The organism is Kaistia geumhonensis, assembly GCF_030815145.1.
GTDB lineage: Bacteria > Pseudomonadota > Alphaproteobacteria > Rhizobiales > Kaistiaceae > Kaistia > Kaistia geumhonensis.
The window spans coordinates 3,522,750-3,539,660 of the sequence record NZ_JAUSWJ010000001.1; the positions used below are offsets into that span (position 1 = coordinate 3,522,750).

The following is a 16,911-nucleotide window of genomic DNA, read 5'->3' on the forward strand; positions in this document are numbered from 1 at the left end:
GCCCCTCAGACGCCGAGGCGTTTCAGCACCGCGGCGTTGAGGGGGCTGCCCCTGTCGGCGATGGTCTCGATCACCGCGAAGTGGTGATGGGCCGGAACTTCGAGGGTTTCGACGGTGTTGCCGAGCGCTGTGGCGGCGGCGGCGAAGCTCGCCTGCTGGCGCTTGAACTCGTCGGATTCGTCGCCGCCGACGACGAGGGTGAGCGGCGGCATGCCGGCATGGACGGCATGGAGCGGGCTGTTGCGCCCGGCCATGGCCGCGTCGAGGCCGACCGTCTCGTTGAGATAGGAGAGGCGGATCGGCTCGAGATCGTAGATGCCCGAGACGGCGACGCCGCCGGCGAGGATCGCGGGCGGCAGCTCCGGGTCGAAGGCGGGCCAGTCCGTCGTGGTGACGACGGCGGTCAGATGACCGCCCGCCGAATGGCCGGCGGCGAAGATGCGGTTCCGATCGCCGGGGACGAGGCCGCCGGCGTTCTTCCATGTGAAGGCGAGGGCGGCGCGGACCTGGCGGGTGATCTCGTCCATGTCATGGTCCGGCGTCAGCGCATAGTTGATGACGACCAGCGTGACGCCGGCATCGACGACGCCCTCGGCGACGAAGCGGAAATCCGCCTTGTCCTTCCAGATCCAGTAGCCGCCATGGATATAGACGAGGATCGGCGCGGCGGGATCGGCGGCGGGGAAGATGTCGAGCTTTTCCGTCCCGGACGGTCCATAGGCGATGTCGAGGCGGGCCGGCCTGCGGGCGGCTGTCTCGTCGCTGCGCGCCCGCCAGCGGTCGAAGGTCTCGAAGGCGTCGTCGGCGACGAGCCGCTCATACTGCTTGTCGAGGCCTTCCTGGTCGTAGCCGCGATAGATCGCCGTCATGCGCCGCCCTCCTCGAAGCCGAAGCGCTGGTGCCGCGCCTGCCATTCCATGAGATGCGCGAAGGCGGCGTCGAGATCGTAGAGGCCGGTCGGCCCGAACTCCTCGGTGAAGCGCTCCCAGGAGAGAACGCCGCCGTCATGATCGCCATAGAGATTGATCTCGGTCGCCTCGCCCGGATCGCCGCCGATCGCAATCGAGAAATCGGGGAAGAGCGCGGCCAGCCGCTCGCACCAGTCGCCGATCGACCAGAGATAGGGCGTGCCGAGATTGTAGACCGCGTGGCGATGGGCCGGCGCGCGCAGCAGCGTGATCAGCGAGGCGGCGGCATCGCGCGAGAAATGCCAGTTGCTGTGGCCGGGCCGCGGGAGCCAGGCGGGCCGGCCGGCGAAGGCGAGGCCGTTCGCCTGGAAGACCGGGTTCATCGTGTCGCGGATGCCGGTGCGGTGCTCCCAGGGGCCGAACACGCCGGCGAGGCGGCCGGCGACCCAGTCGAGCCCGGTCGCGGCGCCGATCTTGTCGAGGATCATCTCGCCCTGCCATTTGGTGAGGGCGTAGAGATTGCCGGGGTCCTTCGGATAGTCCTCGTCCAGCATGACGTAATCGGGCGTCGCGCCGCCGAAGATGGCGTTGGACGAGACGAAGACGAAGCGCTCGACGCCCTCGGCCGCGCTGGCGGCGGCGACCGCGGCGAGGCCGCCGAGATTGACCGAGACGACGCGCCCGCTCTCCGTCCGCTCGCGCGCGACATTGGAGGTGATCGCCGCCGCATGCAGCACATGCGTCACCTGCTCGCCGGCGATGAGGCGGCGGATCGGGTCTTCCTGGCGGACATCGCAGACCGCCTCGGTGAGCCGGCCCGGCAATTCCGAGAAGACGCTGGTCGCGAGGAGCGGCAGCGGCTTGTCCGCCACCGCGACGACGCTTTCGCCCTCGGCGAGGAGTTGCTCGAGGATGTTGAGGCCGAGAAACCCGCTCGCGCCGGTGACAAGGATGCTCATGGTCGCGGCGCCTCCAGCGCGGGTTTGGTATTTCGCGCGGCTTCCTCGCCGAGCGCCTTCAGCGCCACGGCCCGCGCGGCCTCGATATGCAGCGTGCTGAGACGGGACGCCTCCGCGCCGTCGCCGGCCTTCAGCGCGGCGAGGATCGCCTTCAGTTCGCCGAGGCTCTGAAGCGGCCGCCCGCCCTGCGACATCGAGAGCGAGCGAAGATAGGACACGCGGCCATGCAGCGCATGCAGGATCTGGCCGAGAACAACGTTATCCGCAGCCTCGAAGATCGCCTCGTAGAAGGCGGTGTTTGTGCGGCGCTGCGCCTCGCGGTCGCCCGACATCGCGGCGGACTCGATCGCCTCCATGGCGGCGTCGAGCCGGCGTGCGAGCTCCTCTGTCATCGCGGCGGCGCAGAGCGCGCAGGCCCGCGCCTCGAGCAGGATGCGGACCTCGTAGAGATCGGCGACCTCCTTGAGGCTCATGGCGGCGACGACGAAGCCGTGGCGGCGATTGCTCTCGACGAGGCGCTCGGCCTCCAGTTCGCGGATCACCTCGCGGGCGATGGTGCGCGAGACGCCGGCCCGCTCGCAGATCTGCCGCTCGGTGAGCCGCGCGCCGGGCTTCAGCTCGCCGTCGAAGATCGCGGCGCGGATGGCGGCCGAGACCTGCTGGCGCACGGAGAGCAAAGAAAGGCCGGCCGTCATCAGGTGAGCCCGTCCTCGCCGCGGATGGCGTCCGCGTCGAGGCCGCCGAGGCGATGGTTGAGGCGGCCGCGATTGGCGAAGGCGGCGATGATCGCCACCTCGTCCGGCAGCGGCGCGTCGGCAAGATGCACGGTCACGCCGTCATAGTGCGAGCGGACATAGAGAGCGTCCTTGTGGGCGAGCGGCACGTCGATCGTGGCGCCGGGAGCGGCGCGCTTGGAGAAGGACGAGATCCAGGCGCGGCCGCCGCCGACGCCGCGGCGCAGCGCGTCGCCGAAAGGCGTCGTGATCAGCGCGATGCCGTGGTCCTGCTCGCCGGCAAGGCCGATGACGGCGCCCTTGCCGTAGCTTTCGACCGTGTAGGGCGCCATGGCCGCGACGGCCTCCGCCGCCATGGCCTCGCCGAGCGCCGCGCTCGCCGCCACGAAGGCGCCGAGATCGGCCTCGAAGCGGCCGGCATAGGGATTGGCGATCACGGCCACGACCGCGACCTTGCGCAGCGGCGGCTCGCCGGGCCGGCCCATCTCGGAGAAGGTCGTTTCGGCGAAGACGAACTGGCGGCGCAGGGAAAGGCCGGGGAGAGAGGAAAGGGTCATCGTGCCGCCGCCATTCCGGCGCGCAGCGCCTCCGTCGCCTCGTGGTCGATGCGCATCGCGTCGTCGATGACGACACCATAGGCGCTGCGGGCATAGGCGATCGTGCAGAAGCCGTCGAGCACGTCGTCGAGCACCGTCGACACCGGCCGGTCGAGGGGATCGCCGAAGCCGCCGCCGCAGGGCGAATAGAAGGCCATGGTATCGCCCGGCTTCATCACGACGCCGGAGATCTTGGCATGCTGCGGCTCGGTGGTCCCGGCCGGATCGGCATGATTGAAGATGTCGACGCGGCCCTCGGCCCCGTCATGGCCGCCGAAAAGGCCCCAGGGCTTGTCGGTGTGGCGCTCGGCCTCGTGGGTCAGCCAGCCGCCTTCGAGCAGGCGCTGATGCTTGACGACGCCGATGCCGCCGCGGAACCGGCCGGCGCCGCATTCGACATCGTCGCGCAGCTCGTAGCGGTCGCAGATCATCGGCAGATGCATGCCGAGATCCTCGATCGGGTTGTTGCGGGTATTGGCCATCAGATTGTCGATCGAATCCGGCCCGTCCGAGCGCGGGCGGCCGCCATAGGCGCCCTCGTTGACCTCGATGAACACCCAGTAGTCGCCGCTGGTCTTCCTGAGACCCGAATAGGCGACGAAAGACAGCGAGGCCGAGGAGCCGGCGATGGCGGCCTCGGGCAGCACGGGCGAGAGCGCGCGGATGATGCAGTCGATCATGCGGTTGCACTGCGAGAACCGCGCCGAGGCGGCGGTCGGGAAGATCGGATTGAAGATCGTGCCCTTCGGCGCCGTCACCTTGATCGGCCGGAACGAGCCCTCGTTGGCGGGGATCGGGACGCTGGCCGTGAAGGTGTCGAGCAGCAGCGAGCGGAAGGCGACGTAGCAGGCGACCTTGGTCGAGCCCTCGAAGGGCACGTTGAAGGCGGTCGGCACCTGCGGCGAGGAACCGGTCAGGTCGACCTCGGCCTCGTCGCCGCGGATGCGCACGCAGACGCGGATCGGCAGGCGCACGCCGCGATTGCGGCCATCGTCGTCGAGCCAGCTTTCGGCGACATAGTCGCCGTCCGGAATCTCGGCGATGCGCTTGCGGAGCATCCGCTCGGTATAGGCCATGAGCTCGGCCGAGGCGGCCTCGACGGTCTCGGCGCCATAGGTGGCGTAGAGCTCCTGGAAGCGGCGGGCGCCGAGCTGCGCCGAGGCGATCTGCGCGCCGAGATCGTCCTGAAGCTGGCGGCCGACGCGGGAATTGTTGGCGAGATAATTCCAGACCGTCTCGTTGCGGACGCCGCCCTCGTAGAGCTTCACGGCCTTGAGCAGCATGCCCTCGCCGAAGATGTCCTGGATGTCGACGATGAGGCCGGGCGTCGCCGAGCCGATATCGACGTGATGGGCGGTGTTGGCGGCGAAGCCGATATGGCGGCCCTCGAAGAAGACCGGCACCACCACCGCGATGTCGGGCGAATGGCTCGCGCCGAAATAGGGATGGTTGTGGATGACGACGTCGCCCTCGCGCCAGGGCGTCGTCATCGACGCCTCGATGCCGCGCAGATAGCCGGGGATCGAGCCGATATGCAGCGGGGTGTTGTCGCTCTCGCACAGCGTCGCGAAGGAGCGGTCGAAGAGACCGGCGCCGAGATCCTCGCTCTCGCGGATGATCGAGGAGAAGGACATCCGGTAGAGGACATAGGCCATTTCGCGGGCGATGGTGTGCAGCGCGCCGCCGATGACCTGAAGCGTGACGGGATCGATGCTCATGACGCCACCTCGGCGGAAGGCTGCTGGTTGCGGGCGATGCGGATATTGCCGGCCTTCTCGATGCGCGCGGTGAAGCCGGGCGGCACCAGAGTCGTCGAGTTGTGCTGCAGGATGATCGCCGGGCCGGGCACGACATGGCCAGCCTTCAGGCGGTCGCGGTCGTAGCGGGGCGTGTCGAGACGCTGGCGATCGTCGAAGGTCGTCGGCCGGACATAGAGAAGCGCCTCCGCCGGATCGGGCGAGGCGGCATCGGCGAGGCCCGGCCAGGTGAGTGGCGGCACCTCGGCGGAGCCGATCACCCGGAGCGTCACGATCTCGACCTGCGTATCGTCGAAGCGATAGCCGTAGTCGCGCTCGTGCACGCCGTGGAAGGCCGCGACGATCGCCCCGGCACTCTCGGCCGTCACGGGACCATCGGGAAGCGGGGTGCGCAGCTCGAAGCCCTGGCCCTGATAGCGGCATTCGGCGACGCGCTCGAAGATCATCGCCTCGGGCGCGACGCCGTCTGCGGCGAGCCGCTCGGCTGCGAGCGCCGTGAGATCGGCGAGCGTCGCGTTGGCGGCGCCGAAATCGCCCATCGCCGGACCGCTGACGAGGGTCGGCGTCGAGCGCGTGAACTCGTAGGCGAGCTTTGTCGCGAGCAGGCCCATGGCGGCGGTGATGCCCGGCGCCGGCGGCACGATGACGTCGCGCGCCGCGACGGCTTCGGCCAGCGCCACGCCATGCAGCGGGCCGGCGCCGCCGAACGGCATCAGCGAGAAGCGGCGCGGGTCGAAGCCGCGCGCCACCGAATTGGAGCGGATGGCGAGCGCCATATTGGCGTTGACGATGGTGACGATGCCGAGCGCGGCTTCTTCCAGCGTCATGCCGAAGGGCTCGGCGATCTTTTCACGCACCGCCCTCTCGGCGAGCGAGGGATCGATCGCCATGTCGCCGCCGAGGAAGCGCTCGGGATCGAGCCGGCCGAGCACGACATGGGCGTCGGTGACGGTGGGCTCGGTGCCGCCCTTGCCGTAGCAGGCCGGACCCGGCATGGCGCCGGCCGAGCGCGGGCCGACGCGGAACGCGCCGCCTTCGTCGCGGAAGGCGATGGAGCCCCCGCCGGCGCCGATCGTGTCGAGATCGAGCATCGGCGCAAGCACCGGATGCTGGCCGACGACCGTGTCGCGCGGGTTCATGATGCGGATGGCGCCATCGGCGATGACGCCGATATCAGCCGAGGTGCCGCCGATGTCGATGGTGATGACGTCGCCGACGCCGGACATCGCGCCGGCCCAGCGGCCGCCGATGACGCCGCCGGCCGGGCCGGACATGAGGATGGTGACCGGACGCTCGGAGCAGGTGGCGACGGTTCCGATGCCGCCATTCGACTGCATGATGCGCAGCTCCGCATCCATGCCCTCGTCGCGCAGGCGCGTCTCGAGATTGCGCAGATAGCGGGCGGTGCGCGGGCCGACATAGGCGTTCATCGCCGTGGTCGAGAAGCGCTCGAACTCGCGGATGACGTTCGCCACCTCGGAAGAGGCCGAGGCGAAGGCCTCCGGCATCTCCTCGCGGACGATGGCGAGCGCCGCCTTCTCATGCGCGTCGTTGAGGAACGAGAACAGGAAGCAGACGATCACCGCCTCGACGCCGCGCGCCTTCATCTCGCGCACGGCGGCGCGCACCTCGTCGAGGTCGATCGGCGTCTCGACGCGGCCGTCCGGCGGCATGATCCGCTCGGTGATCGGCATGCGGTTGCGCCGCTTCACCAGCGGATCGGACTGCCAGGGCACGTCGAAATGCAGCGAAAAATTGTGCGGACGCTTGTGGCGCGCGATGTGCAGCAGGTCGCGGAAGCCCTTCGTCGTCAGCATGCCGACTTCGGCGCCGTTCTTCTCGATCGTGATGTTGGTCGCGACCGTCGTGCCGTGCACGACGCGGCGGACCGCCTTCGGATCGAGGCCGGCGATGCGGCAGATCGCGAGGATGCCGTCGACGACGCCCACCGACTGGTCGGCCGGGGTCGAGGGGACCTTGTGGACGAAGACGCGGCGGCCGCCGGGGCCGTCGTCGTCGCGCTCGAGAACGAGGTCGGTGAAGGTGCCGCCGACGTCGACGCCGATCGAGGCCATCAGCGCGCCTCCGGCGAGAGGCTATCGAGATAGGCGAGGACGCCTTCGAGCGGCTCGACATCGCCGAACTTGGCGTCGATGTCGAAGAGGTTCCATTCCACCGCCCCGGCGATGCGGTCGCCGACGCATTCGCGCACGACGATCGGGCGGAAGCCGTTCCACAGCGCGTCCTCGCAGGAGAGGCGCACGCAGGACGACAAGGTGACGCCGGTCAGGATCACGGTGTCGACGCCGAGCGAGGTGAGGTAGCCGGCGAGATCGGTGCCCTGGAAGGCGCTCGCCCGCTTCTTGACGACGAGGAGTTCGTCGGCCCGCCGCTCGAGGCGGTCGTCGATCTCGCAGAGCGGGCTGCCGGCCTTCAGATGTTCCAGCGGGATCTTCTTGCCCCAGAGGCCGGTGTCGGCGAAGGGGCCGTCCACGATCTCGTAGGCGCAGGTGGTGAACACGATCGGCAGGCCGAGCGCGCGGCCGGCTGCGATGAGCCGCTGCGTCGCCGGAATGATCGTCTCCATGCCGTCGCAGGCGAAGGCGCTGCCCTTCGTCGTCCAGGCCTTGGCGAGATCGACATTCACGATCGCCGGACGCTTGCCATAGCCGAGGCGCCGCATGAAGCCGCGTCCCTTGTAGAAGGCCGCATATTCCTTGAACGCCGTCCGGAGGGCCTGCTCGAAGTCCTGCTGCATGGATTTTCCTCGTGCTCGTTCGGTAAGCATTGTCAGATTGTATGACAAAGTCAATGCGGTTGTCGGATGGCGCGCGGCACTGGACAGATGCGCCGGCTCGGCTACGGTCGGGCTTCCGCGCCGGCGCTCGCAAAGGCCGGCGCGGCGGACGGGTGGCAAGGGTCTTCGGGGCGGCGAAGGACTTCGGGGTGGCAAGGACCGGGATGACGGATGCTGACGGGCTGAAGCGGATGATCCGCGCGGGGCAGGGCGCGGAGCCTGCCGACCTCGTGATCCGCGACGTGGCGCTGCTCGATCTCGTCACCGGCGCGGTCGAGACGACCGACATCGCGATCGTCGCCGACCGCATCGTCGGCACGCATGGCCGCTACGAGGGCGAGCACGTCATCGACGGGGCCGGCCGCTACGCGGTGCCGGGCTTTATCGACACGCATCTCCATGTCGAATCGTCGCTGGTGACGCCGTTCGAGTTCGACCGCTGCGTGTTGCCGCATGGCGTGACGACGGCGATCTGCGATCCGCACGAGATCGCCAATGTGCTCGGCGGCGCGGGCATCCGCTATTTCCTCGACGCGGCCGAGCGGACGGTGATGGACCTCCGCGTCAACCTCTCGTCCTGCGTCCCGGCAACCGCCTTCGAGACGGCGGGCGCTGCGCTATCGATCGACGATCTGTTGCCCTTCGCCGACCATCCGAAGGTGATCGGCCTCGCCGAGATGATGAATTTTCCCGGCGTGCTCGCGACCGATCCGGGCGTGCTGGCGAAGCTCGCGGCCTTCCAGGGCCGGCATATCGACGGCCATGCGCCGCTTCTGCGCGGCATGGCGCTGAACGGCTATCTCGCGGCCGGCATCCGCACCGATCACGAGGCGACCAGCGCCGCCGAGGCGCGCGAGAAGCTCGCCAAGGGCATGGCGGTGCTCATCCGCGAGGGCTCGGTCTCGAAGGATCTCGCGGCGCTCGCCGAGGTGCTGGACGAGAATTCCTCGAGCTTCATGGCGCTCTGCACCGACGACCGCAACCCGCTCGACATCGCCGAGGAAGGCCATCTCGATGCGCTGATCCGCATGCTCGTCGCCCGCGGCCGGCCGCTGCATCACGTCTATCGCGCGGCGAGCTGGTCGGCGGCGCGCATCTTCGGGCTGCGCGATCGCGGCCTCGTCGCGCCCGGCTGGCGGGCCGACATCGTCCTTCTCGACGATCTCGGCGAGTGCCGCGTCTCTGAGGTGATCGCCGCCGGACGGCCGGTCACGGACGCGCTGTTCGCCGCGCGCGACAGCGTCCCGCCGGTCGGCTTCGGCTCGGTCAAGGCGCCGGAGGTCACCGCCGCGTCCTTCGCCGTCTCGGGACGGCGCGGCAACCAGGAGACCTCGGTCATCGGCGTGAAGGCCGGGCTCATCATCACCAGCCACGAGAAGGCGGTGCTGCCGGTCGAGAACGGCGAGAGCAAGCCCGACCTCGGCCGCGACATCGTCAAGGTGGCCGTGGTCGAGCGGCACGGCAAGAACGGCAATATCGGGCGCGGCTTCGTCACCGGCTTCGGGCTGAAGCGCGGCGCCATCGCCTCCTCGGTCGGCCATGACAGCCACAACATCACTGTCATCGGCGCCTCGGATGCCGACATGGCGGTGGCCGTCAACCGGCTGCGCGAGACGGGCGGCGGCTTCGTCGTGGGGGTGGACGGCGCGGTCGTCGCCGAACTGGCGCTTCCGATCGCCGGGCTGATGTCGGACCTCTCCTTCGACGCGGTGCGCGACAAGCTGCATCACCTGCGCGAGGCGGCCTATGGCCTCGGCTGCACGCTGCCCGAGCCGTTCCTGCAGATCGCCTTCCTGCCGCTGCCCGTCATTCCGCATCTGAAGATCACCGACCGCGGCATGTTCGACGTCGACGCGTTCCGGCTGATCGAGGAATGACGGTCCTTTCGGAAGGCAATACCGTTTCAGCCGTCATGCGTGGGCTTGGCCCGGGCATCCACGTCGTCCTGTCTCGTCGAGAGCAAGTCGTGGATGGCCGGGACAAGCCCGGCCATGACGGCCCCCCGGGTCTGTGAGACAATTTCCATGAGCCGCATCTATTGCCTTTCCACCGTCGATCTCGACCGCGTCTTCGAGCTCGATCATCTGCCGGGCCATGACGAGAAGATTTTCGCGACCGGCTTTCACGAGGGCGCGGGCGGGCAGGGCGTGTTCGTCGCGCGGGCGCTGGCGGCGCTTCGGGCGCCCGTGACCTATGTCGGCTCGGTGGGCGACGATCTCGCCGGGGCCGGGCTGATCGCCGAGCTCTCGGCCGTGCCGGGGCTTTCCGTCGACATCGCGCGGCTGCCGGGCATCGCGACGGCCAATTGCGCGATCCTCGTCGACCGCACCGGCGAGAAGGCGATCGTGCTGGCGCCGATCGCCAGGGAACTGGTCGAGACGCTCGGCGAGGGCCTCGCGCCCGAGGCGGGCGACATCGTCACGGCGAACTTCTTCCATCCCGAGCAGATCGTCCGCGTCTTCGGCCGCGCCCGCGCGGCCGGCGCGACGACGATCATCGACATGGAGGCGACCGGCATCGGCATCTTCGGCTGGGACGCCGCCTTCGCCGTCACCGCCGCCGCCGACATCACCTGCACCAACCAGCCGACGCTCGACGCCTGGTCGAAGCGCGAGGGCCTCGAGGGGCCGCTGCTCGCCCGCGCCGAACGTTTCGCGCGGCGCGTCGCCGGCGCCGAGGGCCGCGCCTGCGTCACGCTCGGCGCAGAGGGCGTGCTCGCCTTCGACGGAAAGGAGGCGCGGCATGTGCCGGCGGTCAAGGTGAAGGCGGTCAACACCACCGGCGCCGGCGACACCTTCCTCGCCGGCCTCGCCTTCGGCCTGTCGCATGGCCATGATCTCTTCGCCGCAGCCGGCCTCGCCACGCGCGTTGCCGCCGATTTCCTCGCCCATGGCAGGGTCGATCCCGCCCGCCTCGGCCTTTGACCCCGCTTTCATCAGGAGTCCCCATGACCGACACCCTCGCCGACCGCATCGAACGCGTGATCGCCGCCGCCTGTCTCGGCGACGCGCTGGGCGCCCCGCCCGAGGCGATGCATCCGGAGGAGATCCGCAAGGTCTTCGGCGGCCGCATCACCAGCTTCGTGCCGGCACCGCCGCTCGCGCCCTTCTCGAACGGCGCCGCGCCGGGCTCGCTTACCGACGACGCGACGCAGATGCTGGCGATGGCGCGGATCATCATCGAGGCGAATGGCGATCCGACCATCGAGGACGCGGCGCGGGCACTGATCGCCTGGGCCGACGATCCGCGCGGCTTCGGCAAGTTCGCCGGTCCCTCGACGCAGGCCGCCATCGACCGCATGCGCGCCGGCGAGGACCCGCGCCTCGTCGCGACGCCGCCGCGCTATTCGGTCGCGATGGGGACCACCAATGGCGCGGCCATGCGCGCGCCGGTGGCGGGCTGCGTGCGGCCGGGCGACATAGAGGGCGCCGTCGACGTGGCGGCGACGCTGTCGGCGCCGACCCACAACACGCAGATCGCCTATGCCGGCGCGGGCGCCGTGGCGGCGGCCGTGGCGATGGGGCTCACGGGCGTGCGCGGCGTTTCAGTGGCGGATGTGGCGATGGCCGGCGCCGAAGCGGGCCTGAAGCTCGCGGAAACGCGCGGTCGCCTCGCGGCCGGACCGAGCGTCCTGAAGCGGATCGAACTCGCGGCGGCGATCGGCGAGCGCTATCGCGGCGACGCGGAAGGTGCGATGACGGAACTGGGCGCGGTAATCGGTGCCGGTCTGCCGATGGCCGAGGCCGTTCCGACGGCGATCGGTCTCGCGGTCGCAGTCGGCGAGGATCCGTTCGGCGCCATCGTCGCCGCCGCGAACGAGGGCGCCGACAGCGATACGGTCGCCCTCATCGCAGGGGCCATCGTCGCCGCCTGGTCGCCGACGCTGAACGCGCCGGGCGACATGATGGCGACGCTGGAGCTCGTCAACGGCGTCAATCTCGGCGAGATCGCCGCCGGCCTCGCCGCGGTCGCCCGGGGCTGAGGCGAAGGAGCCTTTCCGATTCTCCGGAAAGGCTCCGGCCGTCGTCGTCTCGCGCTCGATCATGATCGAGCGCCATCCCGCCGCTCAGCCGGTGACCGTGTTGCCGGTCTCTTCTTCTTCGAGCGTCACGGCGACGTCGGCATTGGCCGAGAGGCGGACGGTGCCGTTCTCGACGTCGGCGACGAGGCCGAGCGGGATGAAATGGTGATGGCCGCGATGGTGGCCCTCGCCGCTATCCTTCTTCACCAGCTTGATGCGGTCGCCCTCGATCTTGTCGACGGTCCCGATATGGACGCCGTCGGCGCCGATGATTTCGGCATGTTCGCGGATTTCCGATGTGATGGACATGGCGCGTCTCCTGTTGATGCAGGACCAACGCCGTGCCGCCCGGAAGGATGCGCAAGAGCCTTTCCTGGTTTGATGGAAGCGCTCTGTTTCTCCGCTGGCGCGCGCGATCCGCAAGGAGGGTGCCGCAGCCCGATGCCTTCGCATCGGACAAGGCAGCCGACACGGCGGGCGCCCGCCAGCGGGAAACCCGAAGGGCCGGCCTGCTCCGGGCCAAATCCTTCGGTCTTCGTCTCGGCCGTACCCCGGGTACGGCCTTCGCCAAAGCCCTCGACCTTGGCCCGGATCAGACCGGCAGAGCGCTTCCAGCAAGCCAGGAAAGGCTCTAGTCGTGATAGAGCACCGAGCGGCCGCCATCGATGACGATGCAGGCCGCGTTGATGAACGGCGCCTCGTCCGAGGCGAGGAACAGCGCGGTCATCGCCACTTCCTCGGGCCGACCGATGCGCTTCGGCGGGTGCATGTCGAAGACGCGACGCCGCTCCGCCTCGGGGTCTGGGAAGGTGTTCCAGTAGTCGAGGGCGAGATCGGTCTCGATGTAGCCGGGCGCAATGGCGTTCACGCGGATGCCCTCGGCGGCATAGTCGATGCCAAGCGCCCGCGTCAGGCCGAGCAGCCCGTGCTTCGCCACCGGATAGGGGAAGCAGCCGGGAATGATCGTGAAGGAATGCGAGGAGGCGATGTTGACGATCGCGCCGGCCTTCGCGGCCCGCATCGCCGGCAGCACCGCCTTCGACATCCGCCACACGCCGTCGAGATCGACATCGAAGCAGCGGCGCCATTCGGCCTCCGTCGTCTCGTGCGGCTTGTGGAAGACATTGATGCCGGCATTGTTGACGAGGATGTCGATGCGGCCGTGGCGGGCCACCACCGCCTCCGCCGTCGCCTCGACGCTCCCGGCGCCGGTCACGTCGGTCGCGAGGAACTCGGCGGCGCCGCCGGCCGCGGTGATCGCCGCCGCGGTGGCCGGACCCGTCGCCGGGTCCTTCTCGGCGACGACGACCCGGGCGCCTTCCCGTGCGAAGGCGTGGGCGATGGCGGCGCCGATGCCGCGTCCGGCGCCGGTGACGATGGCGACCTTGTCCTGAAGCCGTCCGGTCATGCTTGTCACCAGTCCACGATCGTGCCGTCGGGGAGGGCTGCCGCGCGGGTCGGGAACGGCTCCTGCCTGAAGGGATGACGCGCGGCCACCGCGAGATCGACCTCGACGCCGAGGCCGGGCGCCTCGGGCAGTTGCCAGTAGCCGTCGACGCGGCGGATCGGGCCCTCGACGACCTCGAAATACCACGGAACCGCGCCGGTCATCTCTTCCTGGATGACGACATTGGGCGTCGCGATGTCGAAATGCAGCGCCGCGACGCCGGCGATCGGGCCGAGCGGATTGTGGGGCGCGAGGCCGATGCCGGCCACCTCCGCGAGGGCTGCGATGCGGCGGGCCTCGCTGAAGCCGCCGCAATGGCAGAGATCGGGCTGCGCGACCGTCATAGCGCGGGCTTCGATATAGGGCGCGAAGTCCTGCGCGCTGGTCAGCCGCTCGCCATGGGCGATCGGCACGCGCGAGGCCATGGCGATCGCCTTCATCGAGGCGACGTCGCCGGGCGGGATCGGCTCCTCGGCGAACATGACGCCGAACGGCTCCAGCACCTTGAGGAAGGCCAGCGCGGCGCCGGCCGAGGCGCAGCGGCCGTGGAAATCGACCATCAGCTCGATCTCGGGGCCGACCGCCTCGCGCAGCGCGCCCATGCTGGCCTCGAAATCGGCGAGCGCGCGCGGCGTCGCGGTGTAGTGCGTATAGGGCACGTTGACGACCTTCATCGCCCGGTAGCCCTTTTCCTTGACGGCGAGGCCGCGCTCGACCAGCGAGGACGCGTCCATGGTGTTGTAGACGGCGTTCATCTCGCCGAGGCCGAGATGGGTGTAGACGGGCACGCGGTCGCGCACCTTGCCGCCGAGCAGGCGCCAGACCGGCACGCCGAGCGACTTGCCGAGAATATCCCACAGCGCCATCTCGATGCCCGACAGCGCCGTCATGCCGATGACGCCGAGCGGCTGCCAGAAGCCGTGCTTCCTGACCGCGCGGGCTGCGTTCTCGATGTCGCGCGGGTCATGGCCGATCAGGATCGGCGCGAGATCGGCGATGGCGCCCTCGACCGCGCGCGATTTCCATTCCAGCGTCGCCTCGCCCCAGCCATAAAGGCCGGCCTCGTCCGTCTCGACGCGCACGAACAGCCAGTTGCGCAGTTCGGCGTTGACGACATGCGTCGTGATCGCGGTGATCTTCATCGGCTCTCCACCCGGATGCCCGGCGCTTCGAGGGCCGGTTGAGCCAAGGATTAGCGCGGCCGGAGGAGGGGAGCCAGCGCAGGGCGGCGACACCCGCGCCGAAAATGAACCGGGCGCCCGCAGGCGCCCGATCCGGTCGTCAGGATCGCCGCCTATTGCGGGATTTCGACATGACCGCCGAAACCGAAGCGCATCGCCGAGAGCATGCGGTCGGCATAGGTGTGCTCCTCGCGCGAGCGGAAGCGGGCGAAGAGCGCGGTGGCGAGCACCGGGATCGGCACGGCCTCCTCGACGGCGGCCTCGACCGTCCAGCGGCCCTCGCCGCTGTCGGCCACGGAGCCCGAATATTTCGACAGCTCGGCGTCGTTGGCGAGCGCCAGCGCGGTCAGGTCGAGCAGCCAGGACGAGATCACGCTGCCGCGGCGCCAGACCTCGGCGATGTCGGCCATGTCGAGCGTGTAGCGCTGCTCCGGCGGCAGGTGGTCCGAGCCCTTCATCTTCAGGACGTCGAAGCCTTCGGCATAGGCCTGCATGATGCCGTATTCGATGCCGTTGTGGACCATCTTGACGAAATGGCCGGCGCCGGCCGGGCCGGCATGGATATAGCCGTGCTCGGCGCGGTCGTCGGCCTTGTTGCGGCCGGCGGTGCGGTCGATCGTGCCGAGGCCGGGGGCGAGCGTGCGGAAGATCGGGTCGAGGCGCTGCACCTCGGCCGCGTCGCCGCCGATCATCATGCAGTAGCCGCGCTCGAGGCCCCAGACGCCGCCCGACGTGCCGACATCGATATAGTTGAGGCCCTTGGGCTCCAGTGTCTTCGCGCGGCGGATGTCGTCCTTGTAGAAGGTATTGCCGCCGTCGATGATCGTGTCGCCCGGCTTCAGGATGCCGGCGAGGGCGGTGATCGTGTCCTCCGTCGGCGCGCCGGCCGGAAGCATGACCCAGACGGCCGCCGGCTTCTCGAGCTTGGCGACGAGATCCTCGAGCCCGGACGCGCCCGTCGCGCCATCGGCCGCAAGGGCGCTCACCGCATCGGCGCTACGGTCGTAGACGACGGTGGTATGGCCGTCCTTCATCAGCCGCCGCGCGATGTTGCCGCCCATCCGGCCAAGTCCGATGATCCCAAGCTGCATAGTCCGTTTCCTCACATGGTGGCGCCGCCGGCGCGGCCCTGGCCGTGATCGTACCAGCACTAGACTAGAATTCATTACCGGATATGACGCTTTTCAAACCGCTCGCCCTTCCCTAGAGCCTTTCCGACACGGGTTTTGGCAGGGGGATTCGGAATGCTGTCGAGCTTCGACTACGGTTCGATGCTCTTCGTCCTCGCGACGGTGATCGGCCTCCTCAACGAGCGCTTCATCCGCATCCCGCGCCCGATCGCGCTCCTGATCGGCGCGCTGGCCGTCTCGCTCGGGCTCATTCTCTTCTCGGCCCTCGTGCCCGGCGTTCATCTCGCGGCGCGCACCGAGGCGAGGCTGGCCGATTCCGACCTCTCCGCCGTGCTGCTCGACGGCGTGCTGGCGCTGCTCCTGTTCGCGACGAGCCTCGGCACCGACGTCACCGGCCTCAAGCGTCGCGCCCGGCCGATCTTCCTGCTGGCGACACTCGGCGTCGTCCTGGCGATGGTGATCTTCGCCTTCGGCATCCACGCCGCCCTTGCGTTCGCGGGCGTCCAGGTGCCGCTCGGCTGGTGCCTCGTGCTCGGCGCGATCCTGGCGCCGACCGACGCGGTGGTGGTCGAGCAGTTGCTGGAGCGGGTCAACCTTCCCCAGGAAATCCGCGACATCATCACCGGCGAGAGCCTGTTCAACGATGGCGCCGCCGTCGTGCTCTATTTCGCCGCGCTCGCGACCGCCACCGGCGCCGACTCGGTCGTCGGCCATGGCCGCCTCGTCGGCACGATGCTCTATGCCGGCGGCGGCGGCGCGCTGCTCGGCCTCGCCACCGGCTGGCTCGCGCTGAAGGCGATGCAGCGCGTGCGCGCCGAGCATCTCGTGGTCACGCTGTCGCTGGCGCTGGTCCTCGCGACCTATCGCATCGCCGTCTGGCTGGAGCTGTCCGGACCGATCGCGGTCGTCGTATCGGGCCTGGTGCTGACGCAGTTCCGCGCCGCCGGCGACGAGGCGGCCCCCTGGCGGCGGCGGATCAAGGATTTCTGGTCGATGATCGACGAGATCATCAACACGCTGCTCTTCATGCTGATGGGCTTCGAGGTGCTGCAGATTCCGCTCGGCGCCGCCGGGTTCTGGCCGGTGCTGGCGGCGATCCCGCTGGCGCTCGCCGCCCGCCTCGTCAGCGTCGCGGTGCCGCTCTCGCTCGGCCGCCGTCAACCGCGCGACGCGGCCGCGGCCGTCTCGATCCTCACCTGGACGGGCCTGCGCGGCGGCATCTCGATCGCGCTGGCGCTCGCGCTGCCGCCGAGCGCCTATCACGAGATCCTCACCGCCATCTGCTACGCCGTGGTGATCTTCAGCGTGATCGTGCAGGGGCTCTCGACAGGCTGGGTCGCGAGGCTGCTTTATGGCGGCAAACACTGAACGGGAGGGGACC

General features: G+C 69.5%; 15 protein-coding genes. 4 read left to right on the forward strand and 11 right to left on the reverse strand.

Annotation, left to right across the window (positions count from 1 at the left end; translation table 11 throughout):
• Positions 1–5 precede the first annotated feature (5 nt).
• The 7 genes from QO015_RS16650 to QO015_RS16680 are packed head-to-tail and all read right to left on the reverse strand — an operon-like array spanning position 6 to position 7,712.
• Positions 6–869: an alpha/beta hydrolase gene (locus tag QO015_RS16650; RefSeq protein ID WP_266282893.1), complete on the reverse strand. Its 864-nt coding sequence runs from the start codon at positions 867–869 to the stop codon at positions 6–8.
• Positions 866–1,867 carry an NAD-dependent epimerase/dehydratase family protein gene (locus tag QO015_RS16655; RefSeq protein ID WP_266282891.1) on the reverse strand — a complete coding sequence of 334 codons (1,002 nt, stop codon included), beginning with the start codon at positions 1,865–1,867 and terminating at the stop codon, positions 866–868. Before QO015_RS16655 ends, QO015_RS16650 begins: the two co-directional genes overlap by 4 nt.
• Complete coding sequence (locus QO015_RS16660; RefSeq protein WP_266282889.1) at positions 1,864–2,562, reverse strand: GntR family transcriptional regulator; 699 nt, start codon at positions 2,560–2,562, stop codon at positions 1,864–1,866. Before QO015_RS16660 ends, QO015_RS16655 begins: the two co-directional genes overlap by 4 nt.
• Positions 2,562–3,158, reverse strand: a complete 597-nt coding sequence (locus QO015_RS16665; RefSeq protein WP_266282887.1) for an amino acid synthesis family protein — start codon at positions 3,156–3,158, stop codon at positions 2,562–2,564. Before QO015_RS16665 ends, QO015_RS16660 begins: the two co-directional genes overlap by 1 nt.
• Positions 3,155–4,915 carry a hydantoinase B/oxoprolinase family protein gene (locus QO015_RS16670; RefSeq protein WP_266282885.1) on the reverse strand — a complete coding sequence of 587 codons (1,761 nt, stop codon included), beginning with the start codon at positions 4,913–4,915 and terminating at the stop codon, positions 3,155–3,157. Before QO015_RS16670 ends, QO015_RS16665 begins: the two co-directional genes overlap by 4 nt.
• Complete coding sequence (locus QO015_RS16675) at positions 4,912–7,029, reverse strand: hydantoinase/oxoprolinase family protein (protein WP_266282883.1); 2,118 nt, start codon at positions 7,027–7,029, stop codon at positions 4,912–4,914. Before QO015_RS16675 ends, QO015_RS16670 begins: the two co-directional genes overlap by 4 nt.
• On the reverse strand, positions 7,029–7,712 hold the full coding sequence (locus QO015_RS16680) for an isochorismatase family protein (RefSeq protein WP_266282881.1): 684 nt from the start codon (positions 7,710–7,712) through the stop codon (positions 7,029–7,031). Before QO015_RS16680 ends, QO015_RS16675 begins: the two co-directional genes overlap by 1 nt.
• Before the next feature lie 203 nt (positions 7,713–7,915).
• Between QO015_RS16680 and ade the strand changes: the two genes are divergently transcribed.
• The 3 genes from ade (at position 7,916) to QO015_RS16695 (ending at position 11,733) form a co-directional block, all read left to right on the forward strand.
• The gene (gene ade / locus QO015_RS16685) at positions 7,916–9,628 is read left to right on the forward strand and encodes an adenine deaminase (RefSeq protein ID WP_266282880.1); all 1,713 of its coding nucleotides are present in this window, start codon (positions 7,916–7,918) and stop codon (positions 9,626–9,628) included.
• Between the two features lie 147 nt (positions 9,629–9,775).
• The gene (locus QO015_RS16690) at positions 9,776–10,675 is read left to right on the forward strand and encodes a carbohydrate kinase family protein (RefSeq protein WP_266282879.1); all 900 of its coding nucleotides are present in this window, start codon (positions 9,776–9,778) and stop codon (positions 10,673–10,675) included.
• A gap of 23 nt (positions 10,676–10,698) precedes the next feature.
• A complete protein-coding gene (locus QO015_RS16695; protein WP_266282878.1) occupies positions 10,699–11,733 on the forward strand; it encodes an ADP-ribosylglycohydrolase family protein in 1,035 nt (344 codons plus the stop codon).
• 84 nt (positions 11,734–11,817) lie between these two features.
• On the opposite strand, the gene QO015_RS16700 is transcribed toward QO015_RS16695, so the two are convergent.
• The 4 genes from QO015_RS16700 to gnd all read right to left on the reverse strand — a co-directional run bounded on the left by QO015_RS16700 (position 11,818) and on the right by gnd (position 15,566).
• Entirely contained in the window at positions 11,818–12,081 is a 264-nt protein-coding gene (locus tag QO015_RS16700; protein ID WP_266282876.1) for a DUF2171 domain-containing protein, read from the reverse strand.
• A 322-nt stretch (positions 12,082–12,403) separates the two neighbouring features.
• Entirely contained in the window at positions 12,404–13,180 is a 777-nt protein-coding gene (locus QO015_RS16705; RefSeq protein WP_266282875.1) for an SDR family oxidoreductase, read from the reverse strand.
• Between the two features lie 5 nt (positions 13,181–13,185).
• Complete coding sequence (locus QO015_RS16710; protein WP_266282873.1) at positions 13,186–14,361, reverse strand: enolase C-terminal domain-like protein; 1,176 nt, start codon at positions 14,359–14,361, stop codon at positions 13,186–13,188.
• 152 nt (positions 14,362–14,513) lie between these two features.
• A complete protein-coding gene (gene gnd, locus QO015_RS16715; protein WP_266282872.1) occupies positions 14,514–15,566 on the reverse strand; it encodes a phosphogluconate dehydrogenase (NAD(+)-dependent, decarboxylating) in 1,053 nt (350 codons plus the stop codon).
• Positions 15,567–15,644: 78 nt separating this feature from the next.
• On the opposite strand from gnd, the gene QO015_RS16720 reads away from it, so the two are divergent.
• Positions 15,645–16,898, forward strand: a complete 1,254-nt coding sequence (locus QO015_RS16720; RefSeq protein ID WP_266282871.1) for a cation:proton antiporter — start codon at positions 15,645–15,647, stop codon at positions 16,896–16,898.
• Positions 16,899–16,911 lie beyond the last annotated feature (13 nt).